The sequence below is a fragment of the Arthrobacter terricola genome, assembly GCF_004354015.1.
Classification (GTDB): Bacteria; Actinomycetota; Actinomycetes; order Actinomycetales; family Micrococcaceae; genus Arthrobacter; species Arthrobacter terricola.
Map to the genome: position 1 here is coordinate 1 of NZ_SMRU01000009.1, position 20133 is coordinate 20133.

Here is a 20133-nt window from a genome sequence, read left to right on the forward strand (position 1 = left end):
CAATCCATGAACCTGCGCTACGCCACCGTCACCGGCGTCGCCCGCGACGACCTCGACGACGAAGGCGTCTGGCTCTACGCCGAAACTGTGCGCAAGATCCACGAACTGAACCCCGGCACCGGCGTGGAACTGCTCATCCCCGACTTCTCCGGCAACCCCGAGCACATCAAGGCGATCTGCGACTCGGCCCCGGAAGTGTTCGCCCACAACGTCGAAACCGTGCCGCGCATCTTCAAACGCATCCGCCCCGCGTTCCGGTACGAGCGTTCCCTGGACGTCATCACCCAGGGCCGCAACCATGGGATGGTCACCAAGTCCAACCTCATCCTGGGGATGGGCGAAACCCGGGAAGAGATCTCCGAAGCCCTGGCCGACCTGCACGCTGCCGGCTGCGACCTGATCACCATCACCCAGTACCTGCGCCCCTCCGAACGGCACCTGCCCGTGGACCGCTGGGTCAAACCCCAGGAATTCGTCGAGCTCGCCACCGAAGCCGAAGAACTGGGCTTCCTCGGCGTCATGTCCGGACCCCTCGTGCGCTCCTCCTACCGCGCCGGACGCCTCTGGGCCACCGCCATGCGCAAAAAAGGCCGCGACATCCCCACGCACTTGAAGCACATTGCCCACATCGCCGAAGGCATCCAGGACTCCGGCACCACCCGCCAGGAAGCCCGCACGATCGTCCAGAAAGAGCGCAGGAAAGGATCCTTCCGTGGAGCATCTTCGTTTTAAGATCGCGCCCTCACCGGGTATCGAGAACATGGTGAAAAACTTCCTGCCTTCCGGTGCGGAAATCACCATTTCCTCTCTCCCGGTGCACGGAATCAGCGCCACTCTGGATTCGGCCGCGAGGTTAGCGGGGGAAGGCTATCGGGTGGTCCCGCACCTGCCGGCCCGGATGATCCCGAGCATAAGCTTCCTCCGTAACGTGCTGGGCAGCCTCACCCGCTCCGACATTGATCGAATCCTAGTCATGGCAGGAGACGGGGCACCGGAAGGGCCATACATCGACAGCCTCCACTTAATGGAGGACCTGACGGAGTTCGGTGGGGGAACCTTCAAGCTCGGCATTGTCGGTCACCCAGAGCCGCACCCGCACCTGCCGGACTCGATACTTCTTGACGCCTTACTCGCCAAACAGCACTTGGCGGCAGACCTAACAACACAGGTCTGCTTTGATGCAGGAATCCTTCGCCGCTACCTGGAGCGGCTAAGGAAGGATGGAATCGTCCTTCCCGTATGGGCAAGCGCACCATGCCCGCTCAAACGCGACGAACTCATCGGTGCTGTATCACGGACAGGAGTGGGTGCGTCCTTCCGAAAAATCAGTCGCATGGGCCCCTTGGCAGGCGGCCATTCAAAGACGGCGCATTCGACCTCGAGCAATTCAAGGTTGCACTCGGAACGGAATTCGCCGGCCTGCACATCAATACTTTCAACAGGCTCAATATCCCGCTGTCTCTGACAGCTTCTCACTGAGAGGACCAACAATGATTCAAACCCCAGATCTTCAGACCACGGGCAGTAGCCGTGTGAAGCGCGGTATGGCGGAGATGCTCAAGGGCGGCGTCATCATGGACGTCGTCAACGTCGAGCAGGCCCGCATCGCCGAAGACGCCGGTGCCGTGGCGGTCATGGCGCTCGAGCGTGTTCCGGCGGACATCCGCGCCCAGGGCGGCGTGTCCCGGATGTCCGATCCGGACATGATCGATCAGATCATTGGTGCCGTGTCCATCCCGGTCATGGCCAAGGCCCGCATCGGCCACTTCGTCGAGGCGCAGGTCCTGCAGTCTTTGAGCGTGGACTATATCGACGAGTCCGAGGTCCTGACCCCGGCCGACTACACGAACCACATCGACAAGTGGAACTTCACCGTTCCCTTCGTCTGCGGTGCCACCAACCTGGGTGAGGCGCTGCGCCGCATCAACGAGGGCGCGGCCATGATCCGTTCCAAGGGCGAGGCCGGCACCGGTGATGTGTCCAACGCCACCACGCACATGCGCCAGATCCGTGCGCAGATCAAGAACCTTTCCTCCCTGCCCGAGGACGAGCTCTACGTCGCGGCAAAGGAACTGCAGGCCCCGTACGAACTGGTCAAGGAAGTTGCCGCCACCGGCAAGCTCCCGGTCGTGCTGTTCACCGCCGGCGGCATCGCCACCCCGGCCGACGCTGCCATGATGATGCAGCTCGGCGCCGACGGTGTCTTCGTCGGCTCGGGCATCTTCAAGTCCGGCAACCCGGCCCAGCGTGCCGCCGCCGTCGTGAAGGCCACCACCTTCTACGACGACCCCGACGTCATCGCCAAGGTCTCCCGCGGCCTGGGCGAAGCCATGGTCGGCATCAACGTCGACGAAATCCCGCAGCCGCACCGCCTCGCCGAACGCGGCTGGTGACCGACATGACAATCGTTGAGACACAGCGGACCCTTGGATTTGCTCCGTACGAGCCCGGCGCCGAGCTTTCACACGGTCAGTGGAAGAAACTGGAAGAGGGACAATATGTCATTATTCAGCGCCTGGGCGAGCCTGTACGTGCCGGGGAAATCGACATACTGAACTATCACGCCACGATCTTCTGGGTACAGATTGACGGAGGGGGCCGCGTTGCGGTTTACGAGGACGACGGCACCCGCGTCTGGTTGCCCAAAGGCTGCCGACTGTGAATGGTTGCGCACTCGGGCGGAGTTTCCACGCAAGCTCAAGATCCCGATGGAACCGGCAAGTGGAAGCTGGCTACGCAAAGGAAAGCCACAGGCGTAGCCGTCTGGAACAGGCCTGGCACCAAACGACGGTGACCTGCAATGAGAGCCGCACTGAAACAAAGGATAAACGCGATGGCATGGATTGATGGCCAGCTGTTTATCTCTGTTCTGGTCACCCTTTTCGTTATTATGGACCCTCCGGGAACTGTTCCGTTGTTTATATCCCTGACGGCTGACATGACACCGAAGGCCCGCAACCGTTCTGCGCTGCAGGCCATTGCCGTCGCTGTGGGCGTCATTACAGCCTTTGCCATCTTTGGCCAGAACATTCTCAGTTACATGCACATCAGCCTTGCGGCGTTGCAGGGGGCTGGCGGCCTCCTTCTCATCCTCATAGCCCTTCAGCTGCTGACAGGGGAAACCGACGCGGCGAACAATGCCAACCGCTATAAAAACATCGCGTTTGTTCCTCTTGGAACCCCGCTGATGGCCGGTCCGGGAGCCATAGTTGCAGTCATTGTTTTCGCCCAGCAGGCCAACAGCCCTGCCCGTATCAGCGCGGTCGTTGCAGGACTGCTCCTAACCTTTTTGGCGCTGTACTTGGCGATGCGGTTCGCATCGCTTGTCCAAAGGATCTTGCGTGAGGACGGCGTGGAGCTTGTTACCCGCATAGCGGGTCTGTTGCTGTCGGCAATCGCTGTTCAAATGATTGCCGATTCGGCGCAGGAGTTCGTAAAATCCTGGGCCTGACCCAACCGAGATGCGCGGCGGGCCCAGCCGCGGGATTTTGCGGTTTGTCGAAAGGCCTACTTCGCCATCGGCGCCGCCCACACGCTCTCTTGAGTAGGACCGCCGTATTCATATCCGGTGCGGACGCTGACGCAACAGTTCCGTGAGCGCACCGGCAGGTTTCTCTCTCTTATCAGGTCTGCCCTAGTTTTGGACGCCTCCTCGAGAGCGCACCACAGTAGGTAACCCCTAGCCCACCGATGTCTCATGAGACATGCGAACTCTACAGAACCTCCGGCCGGCTCCAGCTGGGCCTGTTCGCGACCCTGGCGGAGTATGAGCGCGAGCTCATCAACGAACGGGTCCGGGCAGGGATCATGGCCGCCAGGGCGTGCGGTGTCCGGTTCGGTCAGAAGCCGGTCAACCAGGACACTGTTGAAGCGAAGCTCGAAGTGGCCCGCCAGCTCCTGTCCAAGGGTAAGACTGCGGAGCGCGCGGCCGAGACGGTCGGCTGGTCACGGGCCACCCTGTACCGCTACCTGAAGAAGTACGGTGCCGAGGTCCCAGAGCTCGATGACAGGCACGTGGTGCTCGGCCGCGGCCGGTCCCAGTACGCCGACAGCAAGCCGCTCCCGCCGCGGGACTGACATCTGCGCATGTTCCCTTGTAGAAGCCAAACGAGGAGGGATGCGCTGTGGTGGAGGTCGCGTGGATGAGGCCGCGACCGGAGGATGCTGATCAGGGTGCGCCGCTGCGGTGGCCGTCGCACGGGCGGTTCCCCACCGGATGGATAACGACGTCTACAACGTGGCCCCCCGCTCCGACACGTGGACGGCGCATCGCCAGGCCTGACACCTTCCACTCACCGTGCCCAACAGATAGTGTTGGTTCATGCAGACAGAGAAGGCTGCCTCTGAACAGACGGTCATCCTCAAAATCGGTGGCCAAGAGTTCACGGTGAAAGTCCGGGACGGTGTCGCGATGATGCCCAAAGGCCTGACCCGGGTACAGACGCGCCGGCCTGCCCGTTCCACGACGCGTGGGAGGGCGCCCGAACGGACGGGCTCAATCAATCTGGGCGGCCTGAGAAAGGACGCCCCTGACTACGGGCCTGTCGCCACGACACAACGGCTCGTCAACGCACTCGGGAACAACACCGTGGCCGCGCTATTGGGTGTCAATAAGGATCGTCCGAGCCGCTGGGCCTCCGGCAAAGACGTGCCGAATGACGAGAACCGGATCCAACTCGCCGACCTGGACGCGTTGGTCGGCCATCTCCACAGCGCGTTCACACCTGCCCAGGCCATCCTTTGGTTGGAGGGACAGAACGCCTACCTCAACGCCCGGCCCATCGACGTCTACCGGCTCGAGGGTGCAGCGCCGGTGATCGAAGCGATCCGCGCCCACGAGCAAGGAGCATTCGCCTAGTGGAGTTCTGGCGCGTCCTGAACTATCACTCGGCGGCAGCTGACCCGTCCGCAAACGGGCACCCTCTCTACATCAGGCCCAGGCAGGGACCGGGACGGATCGATGACCCGGACCGGGATTACCTGGTCCTCTACGTCGGCGATTCACCGGAGGGAGCAATCGCCGAGGCCTTCGGCAGCTACTCGACCTGGAGGCCGGAAGTCCTGGACCCTCCGCCGGGAACGCCGGCCGGGACGGTCAAGGCGTTGGTGAAGTACGAGGGCGATCCGGCCATTCTGGACCTGGATGACCCGGGGGTCCTGCAGGACTGGTCGCTGCGGCCCAGCAGTGTTGTCTCCAGGGACCGGCAGTCGACCCAGCAGTGGGCGCGTTCCATGTACGACACAGGGGACTACGCGGGCTTGTCCTGGTGGTCCGTCTATGAGCCGCGCTGGGCCAGTTACGGACTGTGGGACGTATCGAGCCTCAGTGTGATGGGCCGGCCCGAGGTGCTCACCCTTAGCCACCCGGCGGTACAGGACGCCGCTGCGCTGATCAGGCGGGTCATTAGCTAGTCCCTCAACGGTGAGAGGCTTTCCTGGCTCCGCACACATGAGAGGTAAGCAAACGGGCAACCGCCCCCTTACCTCTCAGGAGAACAACATGGCAACGATCAACACTTTCCCTGGCTCCCCGCTGAAAACACCTCCTGAACAGGAAGCTTGCTAGTTCTACTGAAGCAGTTGTGACCGTCCGACCCAAGAAAACTCAACGCGTTTCGCTACCGACAGCAAGTCGGCACGACTACCGGCAGACAAAGTTCAGTTTCCCGTGACGCATGGGCCGGAGGCTTGTGCCGGGGGGCATACGCAGGAGCCGCGGCATGCGACCATCGACTCGTTTTCGAAGCTGCACAAGGCGTTCCGGTAAACCTCTAGCCAAGTCCCAGCTCCGGTAAAGCGTCCACCATCCTGTTAGTCTCCAGGCTGAGCGCCACGATGCGGCCGATCAGGTCGATGATGTAGCGGGGCTGCTCATGCTCGCGGGACCAGTCATTTGGGTCGTTGATGATGCCCGACGCCTTGTCCGTCTTGACCTGGTACCGCTCAAGGATCCAGTCCAGGGCCGAGCGGGAGCCCAGCATGTAACGGTGAGCGTCCTCCGGGATACCCTCCAAGGTGATGTGGGAGTTGTAGATGACACGGGTCTTGTCCCAGGCGCCGGCCTTTCCGGCGTACTTCATCTTGGTCACGGCATACCGGGCATACTCGTCCTGCTCGATGGCCAGACCGGTGGTCACCTCGGTGAGGGCGTACGGCTCCAGCGACTCGTAGCCGATGTGGAGATCGGAGAGCGCCTTGCCGGCGTTGACGAAGGCCTGGAAACGCTCTGTGCCGGGAACCTGCGGGATGCGGGGAAGCATCTTCTTCAGGTCCGCGGCGAACCTGGTCCGGTATTCGGGAGAGTGGAGAAGCCCGTAGACGTAGTAGAAGATGTCATCCTTGGTTACGTCCGGGCCGTAAGCAGCGCGGTAGTCCGCCAAGGCGGAGTCGGTGATATTGTCGACTAGCTGCAGGCTCTGGTTTTGGGTGCTGAGTTCGTCGAACAAGCCGCCGGCCGCTGGTGCCGAGTAGGAGTAGCGCGGGAAGAACTGGACTCCGCTGATACCAGCACCTCCCAGGTCCGGAAAGGCGTTTGTGGCAAGGCAGAGAAAGTCGGGAGCGGAATTCCCCGGTGCGGGGAAGAAGTATCCGTGGTTTTCCGCATCTGCTGCCGGGAAAAAGCGCGGAAGCCGACCCCGCCGGTCGTTGAGGCTGTCATCGAAGTAGACGGACATCCGGGTGAAGGGGCGGTAGATGGATGTCTGGACGCAGTTTTCTTCTAGCTTCAGTGCCTTTCCGCGCTGGTGCTGTGCTTCCAACCCGCTTGACCAGCTGATGCGCGCCGGGTCACGGTCGGAGATGGGGGTTCCGAGCTGGCCGTTGTAGTTGGCGATCATCTGCTCTACGTTGTCCTGCAGTTTGCTGCTGGAGAAGTTGTAGACCCAAGCATCCCGGTTGGTCTTCAGGCCGCCTGAGAAGGTTGTGAAGATTCCGGCCTTCCCGTCCTTCTCGCCAATCGGAGTGAAGCCCTCGAAGAGGGCGTTGCGCTGGTTGATCCAGTCGCCGTCGCTGTTTGGCGTGAGCTGCGTCCAGTCGATTGTTGCGAGAGTTGCTTCGTTGACGATCGCAAGTTTCTCTTTCCGATCCAGGTAGTCGCCGATGTCCCTGTAGTTAAGGGAACAGCTCTCTACCGTGCCGGGTCGCTTAACGAGCAGGAGGATGGCCACGGTGTTGCGGCTGCCGGAGTCGAAGATTTTGCCGCCCTCGCGCCGGCTTTGTTCGCCTGCTGTGCGCTGGTTGCCGCGGAGGTTGTAGACGTAGATGTCGTGGAACTCGGATGCGAGAGTCTTCCGCAGCCCGTCGGCCGTGTTGCCGTCGATGTAGCCGCCATTGGAGACGTAACAGAGGACCCCGCCATGGGGAGAATTGAGGATCCGGTTGGAGCCCCAGCGGATGGCACGGATGTAGGAGTCGTACAACGAGTTTTTGAGCGTTGCCGTTGACAGTTCCGCATAGGTGGAGCGGATCGATTCGTCCAGAGTCGGGTACTTCAAGTTTGCGTTGTCGTCGTTCTGGCTGCCTTGCCCGGCGGAGTAGGGCGGGTTGCCGACGATGACCCGGATGTCGAGGGCGTTCTGGGCTTTCACGCGGTCGTTGTTCGAGGTGAAGACATGCTCGTCGAGGGTGTCGCCGTCTTCCGTCATCTGGAAGGTGTCGGTCAGGACGATGCCGTCGAAGGGAAGGTAAGGCACCTCGCCGGCATCCTTGCCCTCGGCTGCCGCCTGTTCCTCCAAGAGCCCGTGCACGGTGGCTTCGATGTTTATTGCGGCGATGTAGTAGGCCATGAGGAGCAGTTCGTTGGCGTGCAGCTCCTGGGTGTACTTACGGAGCAGGTCTTCGGGTTTGATCCGGCCGGATTGGAGCAGCCGCACGATGAACGTCCCGGTGCCTGTGAAGGGGTCCAGGACGTGGACGCCTTCGTCGCTGATGGAGGCGTTGAAGTCTTTCTTCAGGACGTCGTCGACGGCGCGGATGATGAAATCGACGACCTCCACCGGGGTGTAGACGATACCCAGGGATTCGGCGGTGCGGGGGAAGGCCAGTTTGAAGAACTTCTCGTACAGCTCGGTGACGATCTTCTGCTTGCCCTCGGCATTGGTGATGCCTTCGGCGCGGATCCTCACGGAACGGTAGAAGGATTCGAGGTTGGCGACCTCGGAGTCCAGGTTGTACTTCTCCAGGATGTCGACCATGGAGTCCATGACTTGGGAGACCGGGTTGTGGGCCGCGAACGAGTAGCCCTCGAACAGGGCCTCAAACACCGGCTTGGTGATCAGATGCTGCGAGAGCATATCGATGGCGTCCGACTCGGTGATGGAGTCGTTCAGGTTCCCGCGCAGGCCTTGCAGGAAGACGCTGAATTCTTCCCGCGGCCGCTGGTCTTCGCCGTCCAGAATGGTGCGGATCCTGAGCACATGGCGGTCCGCGATTTCTTTGACGTCTTTGGCCCAGGATTCCCAATAGCGGCGGTCGCCGACTTTGCGGACCATGCGGGCGAAAATCGCGTTGCGCCACTGGTCTGCGCCGGCGGCCATGTGGAACAGGGCCTCGGTGCCGGTACCACCGCTTTCAGTGTCCCCGCCGCCGGTTCCGCCTTGTCCTTCCCCGAACGGGTCCGCGACCGTGATGACGTCGATCTTGTTGTTGGCGTTCCGGTTCAGTTCGAGCTTGTTGATCATCGCCTCGAACCGGTCATCGTGGGCGCGCAGCGCCTGCAGGACGTCCCAGACGACCTTGTACTTCTTGTTGTCGTTCAGGGCCGTTTCGGGGTCCTGGCTGGCCGGGACGGCGATCGGCAGGATGATGTACCCGTACTCCTTGTTGGTCTCCGTCGAGGTTCGCATGACGCGGCCGACGGACTGGACGACGTCGACCTGGGAGTTGCGCGGGTTCAGGAACAGCACAGCGTCAAGAGTGGGGACGTCCACGCCCTCGGACAGGCAGCGGGCGTTGGAGAGGATGCGGCAGGTCTCGTCGCCGGCATCCTCTGCCTTGAGCCAGTCAAGTTTGGCCGAGCGTTCCAGGACGTTGAAGGTACCGTCCACGTGATCGGCTTCCAGCTTCAGTGCCGGAGCGTCAGTGTCGCCCTGGTTGACGAGCAGCTGCCGGCCTACGAGTTCGAAGTCGGCTGCCAGTTTTTTGGACTCCTTGATGTTGCGGGCGAACGCGACGGCGCGGCGCATGGGGGAGGCGTCAGTGATGTCCAGCCGTTGGCCATTGACGCCACGCTTGGACAGCCCGTTCCAGCAGCCGACGATGCGGGCTGCATCATCCAAGTTCAGGTCGCCGTTTTCCTCGAACAGGCCCTGGAACGACTTGCTGACCGCTTCTTCGTCCACGGCGAGCACCAGGACCTTGTAGTCGGCGAGGTGCCCCATCTCCACGGCTTTGCCGAAGCCCAGGTGGTGGAACTCGGGGCCGTAGACAGCCTCGTCGTCCATCGAGTAGACGGTGACGTCGTCCTGCGCGGCCTTGGCCTTGGACTCCTGGACATAGATCCTCGGCGTGGCCGTCATGTACAGCCGCTTGCCGGACTCGATGTACGTGTTGTCGTGAACCCGCACGAACGCCGAGTCGTCGTGGCTGGCCTCGGTGATGCCGGTGGTGCGGTGGGCCTCGTCGCAGACGATGAGGTCGAACTCCTGCAGACCCTCCTTCTGGGCTTGGTGGATGACGTCGATGGACTGGTAGGTCGAGAAGACCACCGTGATGGCTTCCTGCCCGGTGCTGATCCGGGCCCGGTTCAGGAGCTTTGCCGGGTCGGTGGTGGCCGGGAACGCCAGGTCATGGACGCTGACATCCTCGTGCTCTTTGCGGCCGACCTTGGTGTCGGAGCAGACGGCCAGGGGACGCAGCGGAACGGAGGCCTGGGCGGTCCATTCGTTCAGCGTCTGCTGCAGCAGGGCGATGGACGGGACCAGGAACAGCACGGAGCCGCCGATGGGGACGATCTCCTCGACCATCTTCAGGGACGTGTAGGTCTTGCCGGTGCCGCAGGCCATGATGAGCCGGCCCCGGTCGCTGATCTGGAAGCCGCGCTTGACATCGTCGATGGCTTCCCGCTGGTATTTGCGGGGTTCCTTGCCGCCGAGCTGGCGCATTTCCTGCGGGGCATCGACGTTGAATTCGGACCAGTCGATAGTCGAATCTGCCAGGTCCGCGAACCGGAGCCGGGTCATCGGCTTGGACTGGCCTTCCAGGGCGTCCTCGGCGTGCTTGGACCACTTGTCGGTCGTGGAAACCACCATGCCGTACGAGAAGTCGGCCTTGCCGACGGCGGTGAAGAACGAGTCGATCTGCTTCTTATCCAGGGTCCGGGCCGGATCGTAGAACTTGCACTGGATTCCGGTCAGCTCACCTGAATACCGGTCCTTGGCGACCAGGTCGATGCCGGTGTCGACGTGCCCGTTCCGGCCGGGCCATTCGCTCCATAGCCAGACCTCGGAGAACTGGTCGGCGTACTTGGGTTCAAGTTCCAGGTAGCGTTTCATGAGGTGTTCGAATTTGGTGCCCTTGTCGTGCTGATCACTCGCTGAGAAGTAGAGGCGATCGAGGACGTCTTCGAAACTTGCTGAACCCATGGAAAGTATCTTGCCTTATGTCGCACGCTGCAGGAGTACCAAACTCCATACCGAGAGCCGGGGCGCCTGCCCATTTCGGTCGTGCCGTGCTGCGGGGTAGACTCCATGCGTTCCTCTGCCATATTCAGATTGTGGGGCGGTTCAGAGGCCGGCGACCGGTGTAGTAGTTGCCGGCCTCACTCACTTTCCGATCGATAGCGGCACGACACGGCAAGGCGCCTCTCCGCAACGGCACCCCCTAAAGCGTTGCAATATATGAGGGTTCCTCAAGCTTGTCCGGGTTCACCTACATGCCGTTGAGTGTTTGACGTCGACGAGAAGGTACACGTCATAGTTGCACCACCACTGACGCCGTAACGAAGATCTGCACCTTGCCGCTCCTCGCAGGTGGCAATATCTCAAGTGCGCTCTATTTCAAGCCACTACGGTTTTCGGGTACCATCATGCCATGGGAAACTCGACGGTCATCTACTGCCGCATCTCCAAGGACAAGAAAGAAGGCGGCGGCCTCGGCGTGAAACGGCAAGAGGAGGACTGCCGGCGGCTGGCCGAAACAAACGGATGGGACGTTGCTCGCGTCTACGTCGATAACGACATCAGCGCCTACTCAGGGAAGGCGCGCCCGGAGTATCTAGAGATGCTCGCCGCCATGCGCGAAGGGCGGATAGTTAGGATCCTCGCCTGGCACACTGACCGGCTTAACAATCGATCTCGCTACACCCTCCGGTCAAGCCATCGCCCGTACGCTCGGCGCTTGGGCCAAGTACGAATCTGATCACAAGTCCGAGCGCATCAAGCGCAAGAAGCTTGAACTGGCCGTAGACGGCAAGTTCAGCGGCGGCCCGATACCGTTCGGATACAGCCGTGACGAGGCTGGTCGGATCATTCCCAATAAAGAGCAAGCCGTCGAGGTCCTAAAGGCTGTGCGGACCATTATCAACGGTGGTTCTATCGGTTCGATTGTGAATGACCTAAACGGGCGGGGGGTAGCAACCAGCCGCGGGGGTCATTGGACATCAACAGCAGTCAGAAATATGGTTATGCGTTCGACAAATGCCGGAATTGCAATGCATAAAGGCAAAGAAACAGGAAAGTCAGAATTTCCGCCTATTGTTTCGGAGAACGAATGGCGAACCGCGGCACGTATAGTCAAGGACCCGTCCCGCAGAACCCAGTTCGACGCACGAATTAAGCACATGCTTGCCGGCCTGATTCTTTGCGGACAGTGCGAAGCTCGGATGAAGATTTCATCCCGCAGTCAGAGTGCCAGCGCGACGAACAGGAACTATTACAAGTGCCCGACGAAAGGCGGCGGCCATGCCTTCCAGACGGCTGCGCCGTTGGAGGAGTTCATATCTGACGTCGTGGTTTCATACCTCCAGCAGCCGGGCTCCCTGGCGCTGTTTGGCGCTCCAGCTGAGCGTGACGAGCTGGAACGGATGACCGAGCTGCAGCAGCAGGCTGTGACGCTGCGGGAACGTCTTGACGGCTATTACGAAGAAGCTGCCAAGACGGGCAGCCCAAGCCCTGCAGCACTGGCCAAGATCGAATCGAGCATCTTTGCCGAGTTGGAAAAGATCGAGTCGCAAATGTCCCACGCCCGCGGTGCTGGCATTCTGGCTGGGGTTGCGCCCGATGAAATCCCGCAGTGGTGGAATCAAGCGAGCGTTGAGAAGCGCCGCATGGTCATTGAAGACCGGATGGTTATCCACATTGACCCGGTTCGGAAGGCCGCGCCGCGGGTGTTCGATAAGTCCCGCGTCCGTATCGACTGGAAAACCTATGCGGTATAGCCGAGGCCCATGCCGAGGTGTCATCATTCTGTGACAGCATCCACACTGAAGTTGGGGAGACAGAAAGTGGCAGGTCAGCAGCAAAGATTCGAGCGCGTTTACCCGGTGCCGGCGGGCGTGCTTTTCGACGCGTTCCGGGACGCCGCCCATGGGGGGAAGTACAGAAAGGTAGTCGTTGACGAGTTCGCGAAGACGGTCGTTTTCCGGACCAAGTCCTTCTACCGGGTTCCTTTCCATTGCCAGGGTCAGGTGACGGAAGATCCGGGCGGGGCGCGCATTGTGCTGACCGCTGGGCTGGTGAACGGCGGGGCGCTCTCGTTGGCCTCCGGGACGGGCCGCGCTTCGGAGATCTCAGCGCAACTGTTCGCGGACATCAGCCGCCGCTGCGCACAAGCCGTCGCCTGAGCCGTTAAATAGCTGTAGCGCCCCCGCCCGGTGAAGGGCGGGGGCACTTATAACAACCTATACCGGGGTATAAGGAATTTCTTATACCTAGGCGGCCGGCGGAGTTACCGGCGCGGGAGCAGGGGCAGGAACGGGCGTCGGTACGACAGGTGCATCTTTGGTGTTGCCCAGCAGGCCGCCGGGGCGGGTATCAGACGCGAATACGGACTGCGCCTTGTCGGCCACTCCGGTGGGCTTCCACAGCCCGAAGTGCAACGCCACACCGGTAACGAAGGTCGCAATGGCCGTCAGTAGAGCAGTGCCCAGATCAAAGGCCGTGTGGTTCTGAAGAGCGTCAGCAACGGACCCGACCAGCGGGGCCAGCACGGACAGCGCAGCGAGGTACACGGCCTGCAGCTTGGAATCGGTGACCTTGGAGGTTACCAGCCCGACAAGGACCGGGAACACTGTGCCGCCGACAACGGACAGCACCAAGTAAAGCGGGACATGGAACTGGATCATTAGGGTTTCCTTACTTTGTTTCGGTCAGTCGTTTGGCGAGCTCGTCAGCCACGGCTTGGGCGATATCCGCTGGGATGGCCGCCGCGACGGCCGGGGCGTTCTTGGCGGCGATGGCGACCAGCATGTTGGCGTTGGCCCGGACTTCGTTGATGATGACCGCGCCTTCGTCCTGGCCTGCCTTCTGGTCAAACTTCTCCGACGCGAACAGGGCCGCTTGGATGGATGCGTCCACGTGTGCGGTCAGGTCCCGGATCTGGTCCTGAATAAGCTGCTGGGTCACCTCCCCCACGGACTTTTGAAGTTCCGTCTGGAGCGTGTCGATGAAACCTTGGATTTCCAGTACTTCTGCTTGGGACATGCCGTCATCCTCCGATGGTGGTGTTGGTTTGTACCCTTGCGGGTTGATGGCGCCGCCCACGGCGCACAGGGCGTCGAATTCGGCGCGGGTGCCGTAGAAGATGTTCAGGTCCAGTTCGTTCGGCCAGTTGGGCAGGTGGCCGCTGGAGGTGAACTGCCACATCTTCACGTTCATCCCGGCTGGCACCCCGAGCGGGCCGACCGGGGGGGTGTAACCGTAGATGGGCTGGTAGCCGAGCGTGTACGCGGCCGCCCAGATCGGATATCCGGCGTCGGACACCGAGCGCAGCCCGGCGCCGATGGTGGACACCGGGCCATAACCCCACGGGACCACGCCGGACTGGGCGTGCACGATGTCGCACCACGCCTTGGACTGGGCCGGGTCCAAGGCGTTGAACCTGCCCGTTGGTGTTGGCTCGTAGTCGAGTGCGACACCAACGGTCCCGTCAAGGTACGGCATCACGTGGGATAGGAAGAACTGAGCCTCCTGATCGGGCGTCCCCTCGAGGTATTCCTCGTGGTAGAAGTGATACGCGAGCACACCCTTGTTGTCGGCCTTCGCTTTCGCGAGTTCCGCGTCGAAGTCAGGGTTCACGTACCCAGTCCCGCCGGTCAGCTTTATCATCACAATGTCGGACGGCACGGCGCCCGTATCGATGCCGTGCTGCGCGGACGAGACGTCGATTCCAAACAGGGTCATGGCTTTCCTCTCTCGGCCAGTGCGCGCGCGATGGCGCGCTTCTCGATGGCCCGATGGGCTGCAGTGCTCCCAACAGCAACGGCAAGCCCCAGCGCGACGGACAGGACGCCCTGCAAAGCCGCGGCGATAGGGGAGGACAGGATCCCGACGACGCCCAGGATCGTGACAACCCCGGAAGCGACGTTGACCGCGCCTATCGGGGTGCGGAAAAGAGCACGGATGAGCCTCATGGCCTCACCGGTGCTTGATGGGCTGAACGACGTCTCCGCCGCCCTCGCTGAGCAGGTACTCGAGCTCGGCCCACGACAGCCACGCGTGCCCGTCGATGCCCCAGCCCTCGCCCCAACTGTTGCGGATGTAGATCCGCTGACCTTGGGCGTCGTTGCCGACGACGGCGACCTGATGGCCGCCGGCGAGTCCCGAGGACGGGTCAACGTGGATCGTTCCTGTCTTGTCCGGCGTGAACATTGAGGACAGCCACGGGACGCCTATGGAGATCGGGCCCTTGTTCAAGAGGCCCAGTGCGATGTGCGTGGAGCGGGTGTGAACGTAGTCATCAATCCAACCCCACTGCTCGAGCGCACGCATCGACCATGGCCCCGTCGAACCTGTGTCGTCCGGCGGGTAGTGGCCCGGCATCTGGGAGTCGTCCAGTTTCGTTTCCGCCGTGTAGAGCTCGATGGCCTTGGCTTCGTTCAACGCCGCGGCAAGGCCCGGCTCAAAGAACGGGTCACACGCCAGCGTTCCGAGGGCGGCATTGGCCGTGCAGTTGCCGGAGATCAGGATCTTCCCGTTGCGGCGCGTCACGAGCGTGTGATGAGTTGGAACCTCCGCGCAATACACGGGCCCCTCGTAGTGCTCAACCGTGACATCCTTCTTGCGTTCGATGCAGGTTGTAACGCCCTTGAGATGCCTGACACTGCGTTCGGGGTGCACGCCGTGAACCTCCCGACCGTCTTTCATCTGGCTTGCTCGAGCGGCACGGGTGGACATGCCAGTTTTACCGCCAGCAAGAAAGATCAGACGCTGCATATCCTCAGCCAGCTGGGGCGACGCGGTATAGTGCGTCCATTGCCCGTTCTGGAACGATCCATCCCCGGCACGATGACCTTCGAGGAGATGCGTGATCTGAGAGCCGGGCAACTCGAACACAAAGCCGGGAACGAACTTCTCGGCTGCATAGATGCCCTTAAGTCCGAGATCTTCCATGTGTCGGTAAATGCGAGCATTCGCGAACGTGAAGCGATCCTTCAACTCCAGCGCCTTGACTCCCAGATCGGCGAGCGTCTGTCGAACGAAGTCCTTCTCCCGTTCCTTGGATGCAGCGATTTGGATCTTGTTAGGATGCGCATCCCGAAGCATTGTTCCTTCGGCAAGGTAGATGCCCAAGAAGTGCAGCCATGACTGCATGGGTACTTTGAGGTCCTCGCGTTGCGAAGCTCGCTTGTATCCCGGGATGCCAGGAAGTGTGTATGTGTCACTTTGAGCGGCGGCTCCGTTGAACTGCACGGTTGCCATGAGCCCTGCGTACCATCCGACATCTTTCATCGGGACAAACGAGAAGTCATCGCTTAGCGTGCGAGCGGACTCATCCCACTTCCGCACGAGCATCGTGTGATCGGCCGTGACGGCGAAATCGTTGCTTCGGTTTTGCACCCGATACAGATCGCCCTTGTAGTCCAACCGAATGACGCGCGTCGGCTTTTCGTAGGTCAGCTCATTGGTTTCCGGATCAACGGTGGCAAGCTCGTTGTCCATGGTGAGGTCTTGGAACGGAAGCCATCCAGCCCGAGTGAGAATTTCCGTCTCAGGGTCGTGGCACGACCCCGTGTTGCCCTGATTGAAGGGGGCTACGTGCTCGGCGTGGGTGACGGTTTTGATCTTGGCGAAGAAAGCGCCCAGGCTGCGGGCGTCCTTGTTCTTCGGGAAAGCGTCGGGGACCTGATGACGTCCGAGACGGTACGGGTTGGACGGGTCTTCGTGAAGGATCCGGAATCTGGTCACACACCTCCAGGGTGGTTGGTTTTGACGTGGGTATGCATTTCTTTGACGAGCGCATGAGTCTCGTCGTGCTTGGCTTTCATGGCCTGCTGGCGGCGCAGCACAAGGGCGCTGACATACACGGAAAGCGGGCAGAACACGAGTTGTGCGGCGTTGGACCAATACAGCATCTTGGCCAGCACCATGTCGGGTACGAACGCACCGATGATGCTGAACCCGGCGAACATCCAGATACACAGCGCGGAACCGTACGCGGCGGCGAGGGCAAGGGCGGCCTTGTCGTTGAGGGCCTTCAGCTTGGCGAGCATCACTTCACCGCCTGCCAGACCGTGGCGGCGGCGAGGATCGCGGTCATGAGCAGCGGGATGATCCACTGCCGCCATTCCTTGCGCTCGTTGTCCCGCTGGTCGCCCAGACCAACTTTCTTGTCGATGTCGTCCAGGCGGTCCGATTCGTGTTCAACTTTGACGTTCAGCTTCTCCACTTCGGTGTCGATCTTCGTGTGGATCCGTTCGGCTTCGCGGTCGTATTTCGAGGTGAACCGCTCCAGTTCGGCACGGTCCACTTTGGTGTCCATCCGTGCCGCAAGATCGGCGACCTCGGCCCGGTCCGCTTTGCCTTCGAGGCGCCCCGTCATCGTGTCGATCTTCGTCTCAACACGCTTGAGCCAGTCTTGGAAGAGATCGAAGATGGCCTTGGCGGCCGCGTTCGAGTTTTCCATTGCCCTTTGTTCCTCCGGGGTTGTCATCAGGCACCCCCGGGGATGTACGTGAATTCATCCTTGATGAGGTTCTGGGCGCCCCAGATCGGGGCGGTGATCGAGTGAATACCGACAAGCTGGTGGCGGTGGTGAATATCGCAGAGGCACCAAAGGTTAAATTCGGAGTGGTCAATGAAGTCCAGCATCTCCTGCTGCGTGAACGGCTTCTCAAACACTCCGGGGTGGCGCGCCTGCAGGTTCGGCCAGACGTGCTCGTTGAACTTGTCCAAGTCGATGGCGTTCTGGAGGGCCCACTCAATGATGTGGTGGTGCGTCTCGATCTGTTTCGCCCCGTGGGGATTCTGCGCAGGGTCGTTCAGTGTCGAGTTCCGAACCCCGCAGATAAGACAGGGCCGGTCCTCGGTGACGACGAGCCGGTGGTGAACTTTGGCGTACGCGGGGGACTCTGTGCGCTTGTCATGCTCGGGGTAGAAGACTTGCTCGTGCAGGACTCGGTCAACTTCGTGGGCGGCGGTCAGGTGCGGTTTGTCGGTCACATTCTCCTTAGGCTGGGCCGAGGTAGGCCATTTGGAAACAGGTGAGTGCCTGGGTGTTCACGTTGGCTGGGGTGTAGTTGTGGAGGGCCTGCAACCGGAGCACGTCCCCGGCGGCGAGCCGGACGACGGCGGCCACGTTCACCGACGTCGCGTACGCGCCGTTGTACGCCAGCGTCGTGCCCACGGCGAGGACATCCCCGCCGGCGGTGGAGTTGCGGGTAATCCACCCCGAGAACCAATAACCGGCATGGGAACTGGTCGTGGCGTAGGAGACCGTCCCCGACACCGACCACAAACCGGTGAGGTTCGCTGTCAGCGTGCCCGAGGTGCTGGCAATCGCGGAGCCGGAAGTGTCGAACTCCACGTTCTGGAAACCGAGGGTCGAATAGACGTTGGCGCCGACCGCTTGGACGCTGGACTGGATCATCCGGGCGCCCATGATCGGGTTCTGTCCGTAGGCGAAAAGTGCTGCGTCGAGAAGTGAACCCACACGCCCCCTAAAGGATCTGGTTCATCCGGCCATAACCGGAATATTGGAAGCGGTGCGCGGTGCGGGCGCCTTGGATCATCTCGTACGCGCCGACCAGGCGCCCGGCGGCGGAGTTCTCGAGTTCGACCCATGCCGTGGAGGATTCCCTGAGGTTCCGGAGCGGGGGGTTGTCGCCCGTGTATACGCCGACGATGAGCTGCACGCTGGTTTGTGCCGTCCATGTGGCCCCGGTGGGGGATGTTTGGAGGGTCCCCAGTCCGGTGCCGCCTTGCGGGGCGGCGAGGGTGTTCCCGGAGGATCCTGCCGTTTGGAGTACGAGGTGGTAGACGGCGGAGCCGGTCAGCCCGGAGACCTGCAATGGTAGGGACACCATGCGGGCCCGGTTCACGGGGACGAATTGCGCCGGTATGGTTATCGACGCCAGCGGGGTTCCTGACGGGGAACCGGATACGTCGGCCTGAATGGAGGCGGTTACGTCGGCCCCGGTCCCGAGGGCCTGTAGGGCGACTTCCACCCGGTTGATCGTGTCGATCCCCGCGGGGAGCGTGAATGGTTGGTCAAGCCACTGTGTGGCGAGTGACCATGTTGTTCCGGGGGTAGCGCTTCCTGTCGCCCCGACCTGCAGCGTGCCCGTGTTGTGCATGGTGAGGGCGTGCATGCCGAGTGACTGGTTGATCTGCCCGGCCTGTGCCACCTGTGTTCCGTCGCTTTTGGCGGCGAGGTAGGTTGGGGCGTTTGTGAGGAAGCTTGCGGCGTTGTAGTGGTTCAGGATCTGCGTGGCGGTAAGGGCGTGGGTGTAGACGGCGACTTCATCGACCATGGCCTGAATGGGCAGGCCGATCCCGTCATTGGCGATCCGGAAAACCGAGCCTGCGGAACTGACGGACAGCGAGGAGGCCACTTGTGCGACCTGGGCGCCGTTGACGTAGAGGGTGATGTTGGTCCCGTCATATGTTGCGGCGCAGTATGTCCACTGCCCGAGGGGCATCGCCCAGTTGGCCGTGGATGCGGTGTTGAACGTTCCATTGAGCGCCCGGAACGCTTCGATGGACCCGGACCCTGAGACGGACAGGCCCCACCCTTGGAAGCCGCCGCCGCCGTTGTAGTAGTTCCCGGCGATGGTGCCGACACCGTTGAACTTCTGGATCTGCACCCACGCCTCAACGGTCCACGCCGCCGTGCCGCCCATGATGTACTGGTTGCCCATGTCCACGTAGCCGTTCAGGAAGAACGTGCACGAGTCCTGGTCACCCATGACGGCGCCGGGCATGCCACGGCTGATCGACCCGGAGTAGGTGCCGGTGACGGTTCCTGCGGTGTCAGTGGCGGAGGAGTTCGATAAGAGGTCCCCGAGCCGCCAGTAGGAGGCGGGGGCGTCCCTGAGGATGACTTGTGCGTAGCCGACAGCCATTGTGTCGCCCCTTATCCGCTGGTCAGTGTGAAGCTGACCTGCATTGTCATGGTCTGGATGTTTGTTTTGGTCAGGGCCGGACTGATGAGGACGTGATCGATGAGGATGCCGGACCCGGGGGTGATGGATGCGGCGGCGAAAAGGCCCGCTTCGCTGATGGTTCCTACGGCTTGGGTGTTGCCGAAGAAAAACGACAGCACGGATTGTCCGTTCGCGGCGGATGCTTGCGAGACGGTGCCGCGTTGGATCTCGTTGGTCAGTGCTGTGTCAAGGGCGGTGACGGGTGTGGTGCCTGTGCCGACAGCCCCGTACGCGGGGGCGAGCGAGTAGGGGGTGTTGATCCCAAGGTTCGCGGCCTGATCCGAGATGGACGACCAGTTCAGGGCCGACGCCAAGGCGGTGAGGCCTGCTGTCGTGATCAGGTTCTTGCACTCCCGGGTCTCAACCAGTTCGTCTTCCTCGTACAGCTGCAGGGTGATGACGCCGACGACACCGAGGGGTGCGAGAAACCGCGCTCGTAGATCGCGGGCATGGGCTGTGTGGCTCTCTGGAATGGGCGTCTCTGACTCTTCCATCTCGCGGAGAGCATCTGCGGACATGTAGGTAACGATGGGATCTACAGTCATGGTTCACTGAGC

The 20133-nt window shown here is 61.7% G+C and carries 22 protein-coding genes; 11 read left to right on the plus strand and 11 right to left on the minus strand.

The genetic code is table 11. The features are described 5' to 3' along the window. The 8 genes from E1809_RS08855 to E1809_RS08890 form a co-directional block, all read left to right on the plus strand. Positions 1 to 732: lipoyl synthase (locus tag E1809_RS08855; protein ID WP_133203873.1), on the plus strand; the 732-nt coding region annotated here is incomplete at its 5' end. Beyond that, positions 713 to 1465, plus strand: coding sequence for a methylenetetrahydrofolate reductase (locus E1809_RS08860; RefSeq protein WP_133203874.1), 753 nt, complete (start codon positions 713 to 715; stop codon positions 1463 to 1465). The genes E1809_RS08855 and E1809_RS08860, both read left to right, overlap by 20 nt. 25 nt (positions 1466 to 1490) lie before the next feature. After that, the gene (gene pdxS, locus E1809_RS08865) at positions 1491 to 2393 is read left to right on the plus strand and encodes a pyridoxal 5'-phosphate synthase lyase subunit PdxS (protein WP_133203875.1); all 903 of its coding nucleotides are present in this window, start codon (positions 1491 to 1493) and stop codon (positions 2391 to 2393) included. Positions 2394 to 2398: 5 nt separating this feature from the next. Continuing rightward, positions 2399 to 2662 carry a hypothetical protein gene (locus tag E1809_RS08870; protein WP_133203876.1) on the plus strand — a complete coding sequence of 88 codons (264 nt, stop codon included), beginning with the start codon at positions 2399 to 2401 and terminating at the stop codon, positions 2660 to 2662. A 180-nt stretch (positions 2663 to 2842) separates the two neighbouring features. Continuing rightward, positions 2843 to 3451 (plus strand): MarC family protein, encoded by a 609-nt coding sequence (locus tag E1809_RS08875; RefSeq protein ID WP_133204039.1) that lies wholly within the window; start codon positions 2843 to 2845, stop codon positions 3449 to 3451. 239 nt (positions 3452 to 3690) lie between these two features. Continuing rightward, positions 3691 to 4077: a recombinase family protein gene (locus E1809_RS08880; protein WP_133203877.1), complete on the plus strand. Its 387-nt coding sequence runs from the start codon at positions 3691 to 3693 to the stop codon at positions 4075 to 4077. Between the two features lie 244 nt (positions 4078 to 4321). After that, positions 4322 to 4858 (plus strand): hypothetical protein, encoded by a 537-nt coding sequence (locus E1809_RS08885; RefSeq protein ID WP_133203878.1) that lies wholly within the window; start codon positions 4322 to 4324, stop codon positions 4856 to 4858. Continuing rightward, on the plus strand, positions 4858 to 5412 hold the full coding sequence (locus E1809_RS08890; protein ID WP_133203879.1) for an RES family NAD+ phosphorylase: 555 nt from the start codon (positions 4858 to 4860) through the stop codon (positions 5410 to 5412). The genes E1809_RS08885 and E1809_RS08890 overlap by 1 nt, the downstream gene beginning before the upstream one ends. Positions 5413 to 5771: 359 nt before the next feature. On the opposite strand, the gene E1809_RS08895 is transcribed toward E1809_RS08890, so the two are convergent. Continuing rightward, a complete protein-coding gene (locus E1809_RS08895) occupies positions 5772 to 10580 on the minus strand; it encodes a DEAD/DEAH box helicase (RefSeq protein ID WP_133203880.1) in 4809 nt (1602 codons plus the stop codon). 448 nt (positions 10581 to 11028) lie between these two features. Between E1809_RS08895 and E1809_RS08900 the strand changes: the two genes are divergently transcribed. The 3 genes from E1809_RS08900 to E1809_RS08910 all read left to right on the plus strand — a co-directional run bounded on the left by E1809_RS08900 (position 11029) and on the right by E1809_RS08910 (position 12778). Next, entirely contained in the window at positions 11029 to 11355 is a 327-nt protein-coding gene (locus E1809_RS08900) for a recombinase family protein (protein WP_133203881.1), read from the plus strand. A gap of 109 nt (positions 11356 to 11464) precedes the next feature. Next, on the plus strand, positions 11465 to 12373 hold the full coding sequence (locus E1809_RS08905) for a recombinase family protein (RefSeq protein ID WP_268908672.1): 909 nt from the start codon (positions 11465 to 11467) through the stop codon (positions 12371 to 12373). Positions 12374 to 12439: 66 nt separating this feature from the next. Then, positions 12440 to 12778: a hypothetical protein gene (locus tag E1809_RS08910; RefSeq protein WP_133203882.1), complete on the plus strand. Its 339-nt coding sequence runs from the start codon at positions 12440 to 12442 to the stop codon at positions 12776 to 12778. An 87-nt stretch (positions 12779 to 12865) separates the two neighbouring features. Here the strand turns inward: E1809_RS08910 and E1809_RS08915 are convergent, their stop codons facing one another. The 10 genes from E1809_RS08915 to E1809_RS08960 all read right to left on the minus strand — a co-directional run bounded on the left by E1809_RS08915 (position 12866) and on the right by E1809_RS08960 (position 20121). Beyond that, positions 12866 to 13279 carry a hypothetical protein gene (locus E1809_RS08915; protein WP_205754144.1) on the minus strand — a complete coding sequence of 138 codons (414 nt, stop codon included), beginning with the start codon at positions 13277 to 13279 and terminating at the stop codon, positions 12866 to 12868. 10 nt (positions 13280 to 13289) lie between these two features. After that, positions 13290 to 14336, minus strand: a complete 1047-nt coding sequence (locus E1809_RS08920; RefSeq protein WP_133203883.1) for a GH25 family lysozyme — start codon at positions 14334 to 14336, stop codon at positions 13290 to 13292. Continuing rightward, positions 14333 to 14566 carry a hypothetical protein gene (locus tag E1809_RS08925; protein ID WP_133203884.1) on the minus strand — a complete coding sequence of 78 codons (234 nt, stop codon included), beginning with the start codon at positions 14564 to 14566 and terminating at the stop codon, positions 14333 to 14335. Before E1809_RS08925 ends, E1809_RS08920 begins: the two co-directional genes overlap by 4 nt. A 4-nt stretch (positions 14567 to 14570) precedes the next feature. Next, positions 14571 to 16094, minus strand: a complete 1524-nt coding sequence (locus E1809_RS08930; protein ID WP_133203885.1) for a C1 family peptidase — start codon at positions 16092 to 16094, stop codon at positions 14571 to 14573. A 242-nt stretch (positions 16095 to 16336) separates the two neighbouring features. Beyond that, a complete protein-coding gene (locus E1809_RS08935; protein ID WP_133203886.1) occupies positions 16337 to 16648 on the minus strand; it encodes a hypothetical protein in 312 nt (103 codons plus the stop codon). Then, positions 16645 to 17058 carry a hypothetical protein gene (locus tag E1809_RS08940; RefSeq protein ID WP_133203887.1) on the minus strand — a complete coding sequence of 138 codons (414 nt, stop codon included), beginning with the start codon at positions 17056 to 17058 and terminating at the stop codon, positions 16645 to 16647. The genes E1809_RS08935 and E1809_RS08940 overlap by 4 nt, the downstream gene beginning before the upstream one ends. A gap of 26 nt (positions 17059 to 17084) precedes the next feature. Further along, a complete protein-coding gene (locus E1809_RS08945) occupies positions 17085 to 17594 on the minus strand; it encodes a hypothetical protein (RefSeq protein WP_133203888.1) in 510 nt (169 codons plus the stop codon). A 7-nt stretch (positions 17595 to 17601) separates the two neighbouring features. Next, positions 17602 to 18084, minus strand: a complete 483-nt coding sequence (locus E1809_RS08950) for a hypothetical protein (protein WP_133203889.1) — start codon at positions 18082 to 18084, stop codon at positions 17602 to 17604. Positions 18085 to 18091: 7 nt separating this feature from the next. Further along, on the minus strand, positions 18092 to 19495 hold the full coding sequence (locus tag E1809_RS08955) for a LamG domain-containing protein (RefSeq protein ID WP_133203890.1): 1404 nt from the start codon (positions 19493 to 19495) through the stop codon (positions 18092 to 18094). Between the two features lie 11 nt (positions 19496 to 19506). After that, positions 19507 to 20121, minus strand: a complete 615-nt coding sequence (locus tag E1809_RS08960) for a hypothetical protein (protein WP_133203891.1) — start codon at positions 20119 to 20121, stop codon at positions 19507 to 19509. Positions 20122 to 20133 lie beyond the last annotated feature (12 nt).

Coding starts and splice junctions, on each gene's coding strand:
- E1809_RS08925 (WP_133203884.1), bottom strand. CDS start 14,566: ATGAGGCTCATCCGTGCTCTTTTCCGCACCCCGATAGGCGCGGTCAAC.
- E1809_RS08870 (WP_133203876.1), top strand. CDS start 2,399: ATGACAATCGTTGAGACACAGCGGACCCTTGGATTTGCTCCGTACGAG.
- E1809_RS08940 (WP_133203887.1), bottom strand. CDS start 17,058: ATGGAAAACTCGAACGCGGCCGCCAAGGCCATCTTCGATCTCTTCCAA.
- E1809_RS08915 (WP_205754144.1), bottom strand. CDS start 13,279: ATGATCCAGTTCCATGTCCCGCTTTACTTGGTGCTGTCCGTTGTCGGC.
- E1809_RS08955 (WP_133203890.1), bottom strand. CDS start 19,495: ATGGCTGTCGGCTACGCACAAGTCATCCTCAGGGACGCCCCCGCCTCC.
- E1809_RS08880 (WP_133203877.1), top strand. CDS start 3,691: ATGTCTCATGAGACATGCGAACTCTACAGAACCTCCGGCCGGCTCCAG.
- E1809_RS08930 (WP_133203885.1), bottom strand. CDS start 16,094: ATGGACAACGAGCTTGCCACCGTTGATCCGGAAACCAATGAGCTGACC.
- E1809_RS08885 (WP_133203878.1), top strand. CDS start 4,322: ATGCAGACAGAGAAGGCTGCCTCTGAACAGACGGTCATCCTCAAAATC.
- E1809_RS08895 (WP_133203880.1), bottom strand. CDS start 10,580: ATGGGTTCAGCAAGTTTCGAAGACGTCCTCGATCGCCTCTACTTCTCA.
- E1809_RS08920 (WP_133203883.1), bottom strand. CDS start 14,336: ATGACCCTGTTTGGAATCGACGTCTCGTCCGCGCAGCACGGCATCGAT.
- pdxS (WP_133203875.1), top strand. CDS start 1,491: ATGATTCAAACCCCAGATCTTCAGACCACGGGCAGTAGCCGTGTGAAG.
- E1809_RS08900 (WP_133203881.1), top strand. CDS start 11,029: ATGGGAAACTCGACGGTCATCTACTGCCGCATCTCCAAGGACAAGAAA.
- E1809_RS08960 (WP_133203891.1), bottom strand. CDS start 20,121: ATGACTGTAGATCCCATCGTTACCTACATGTCCGCAGATGCTCTCCGC.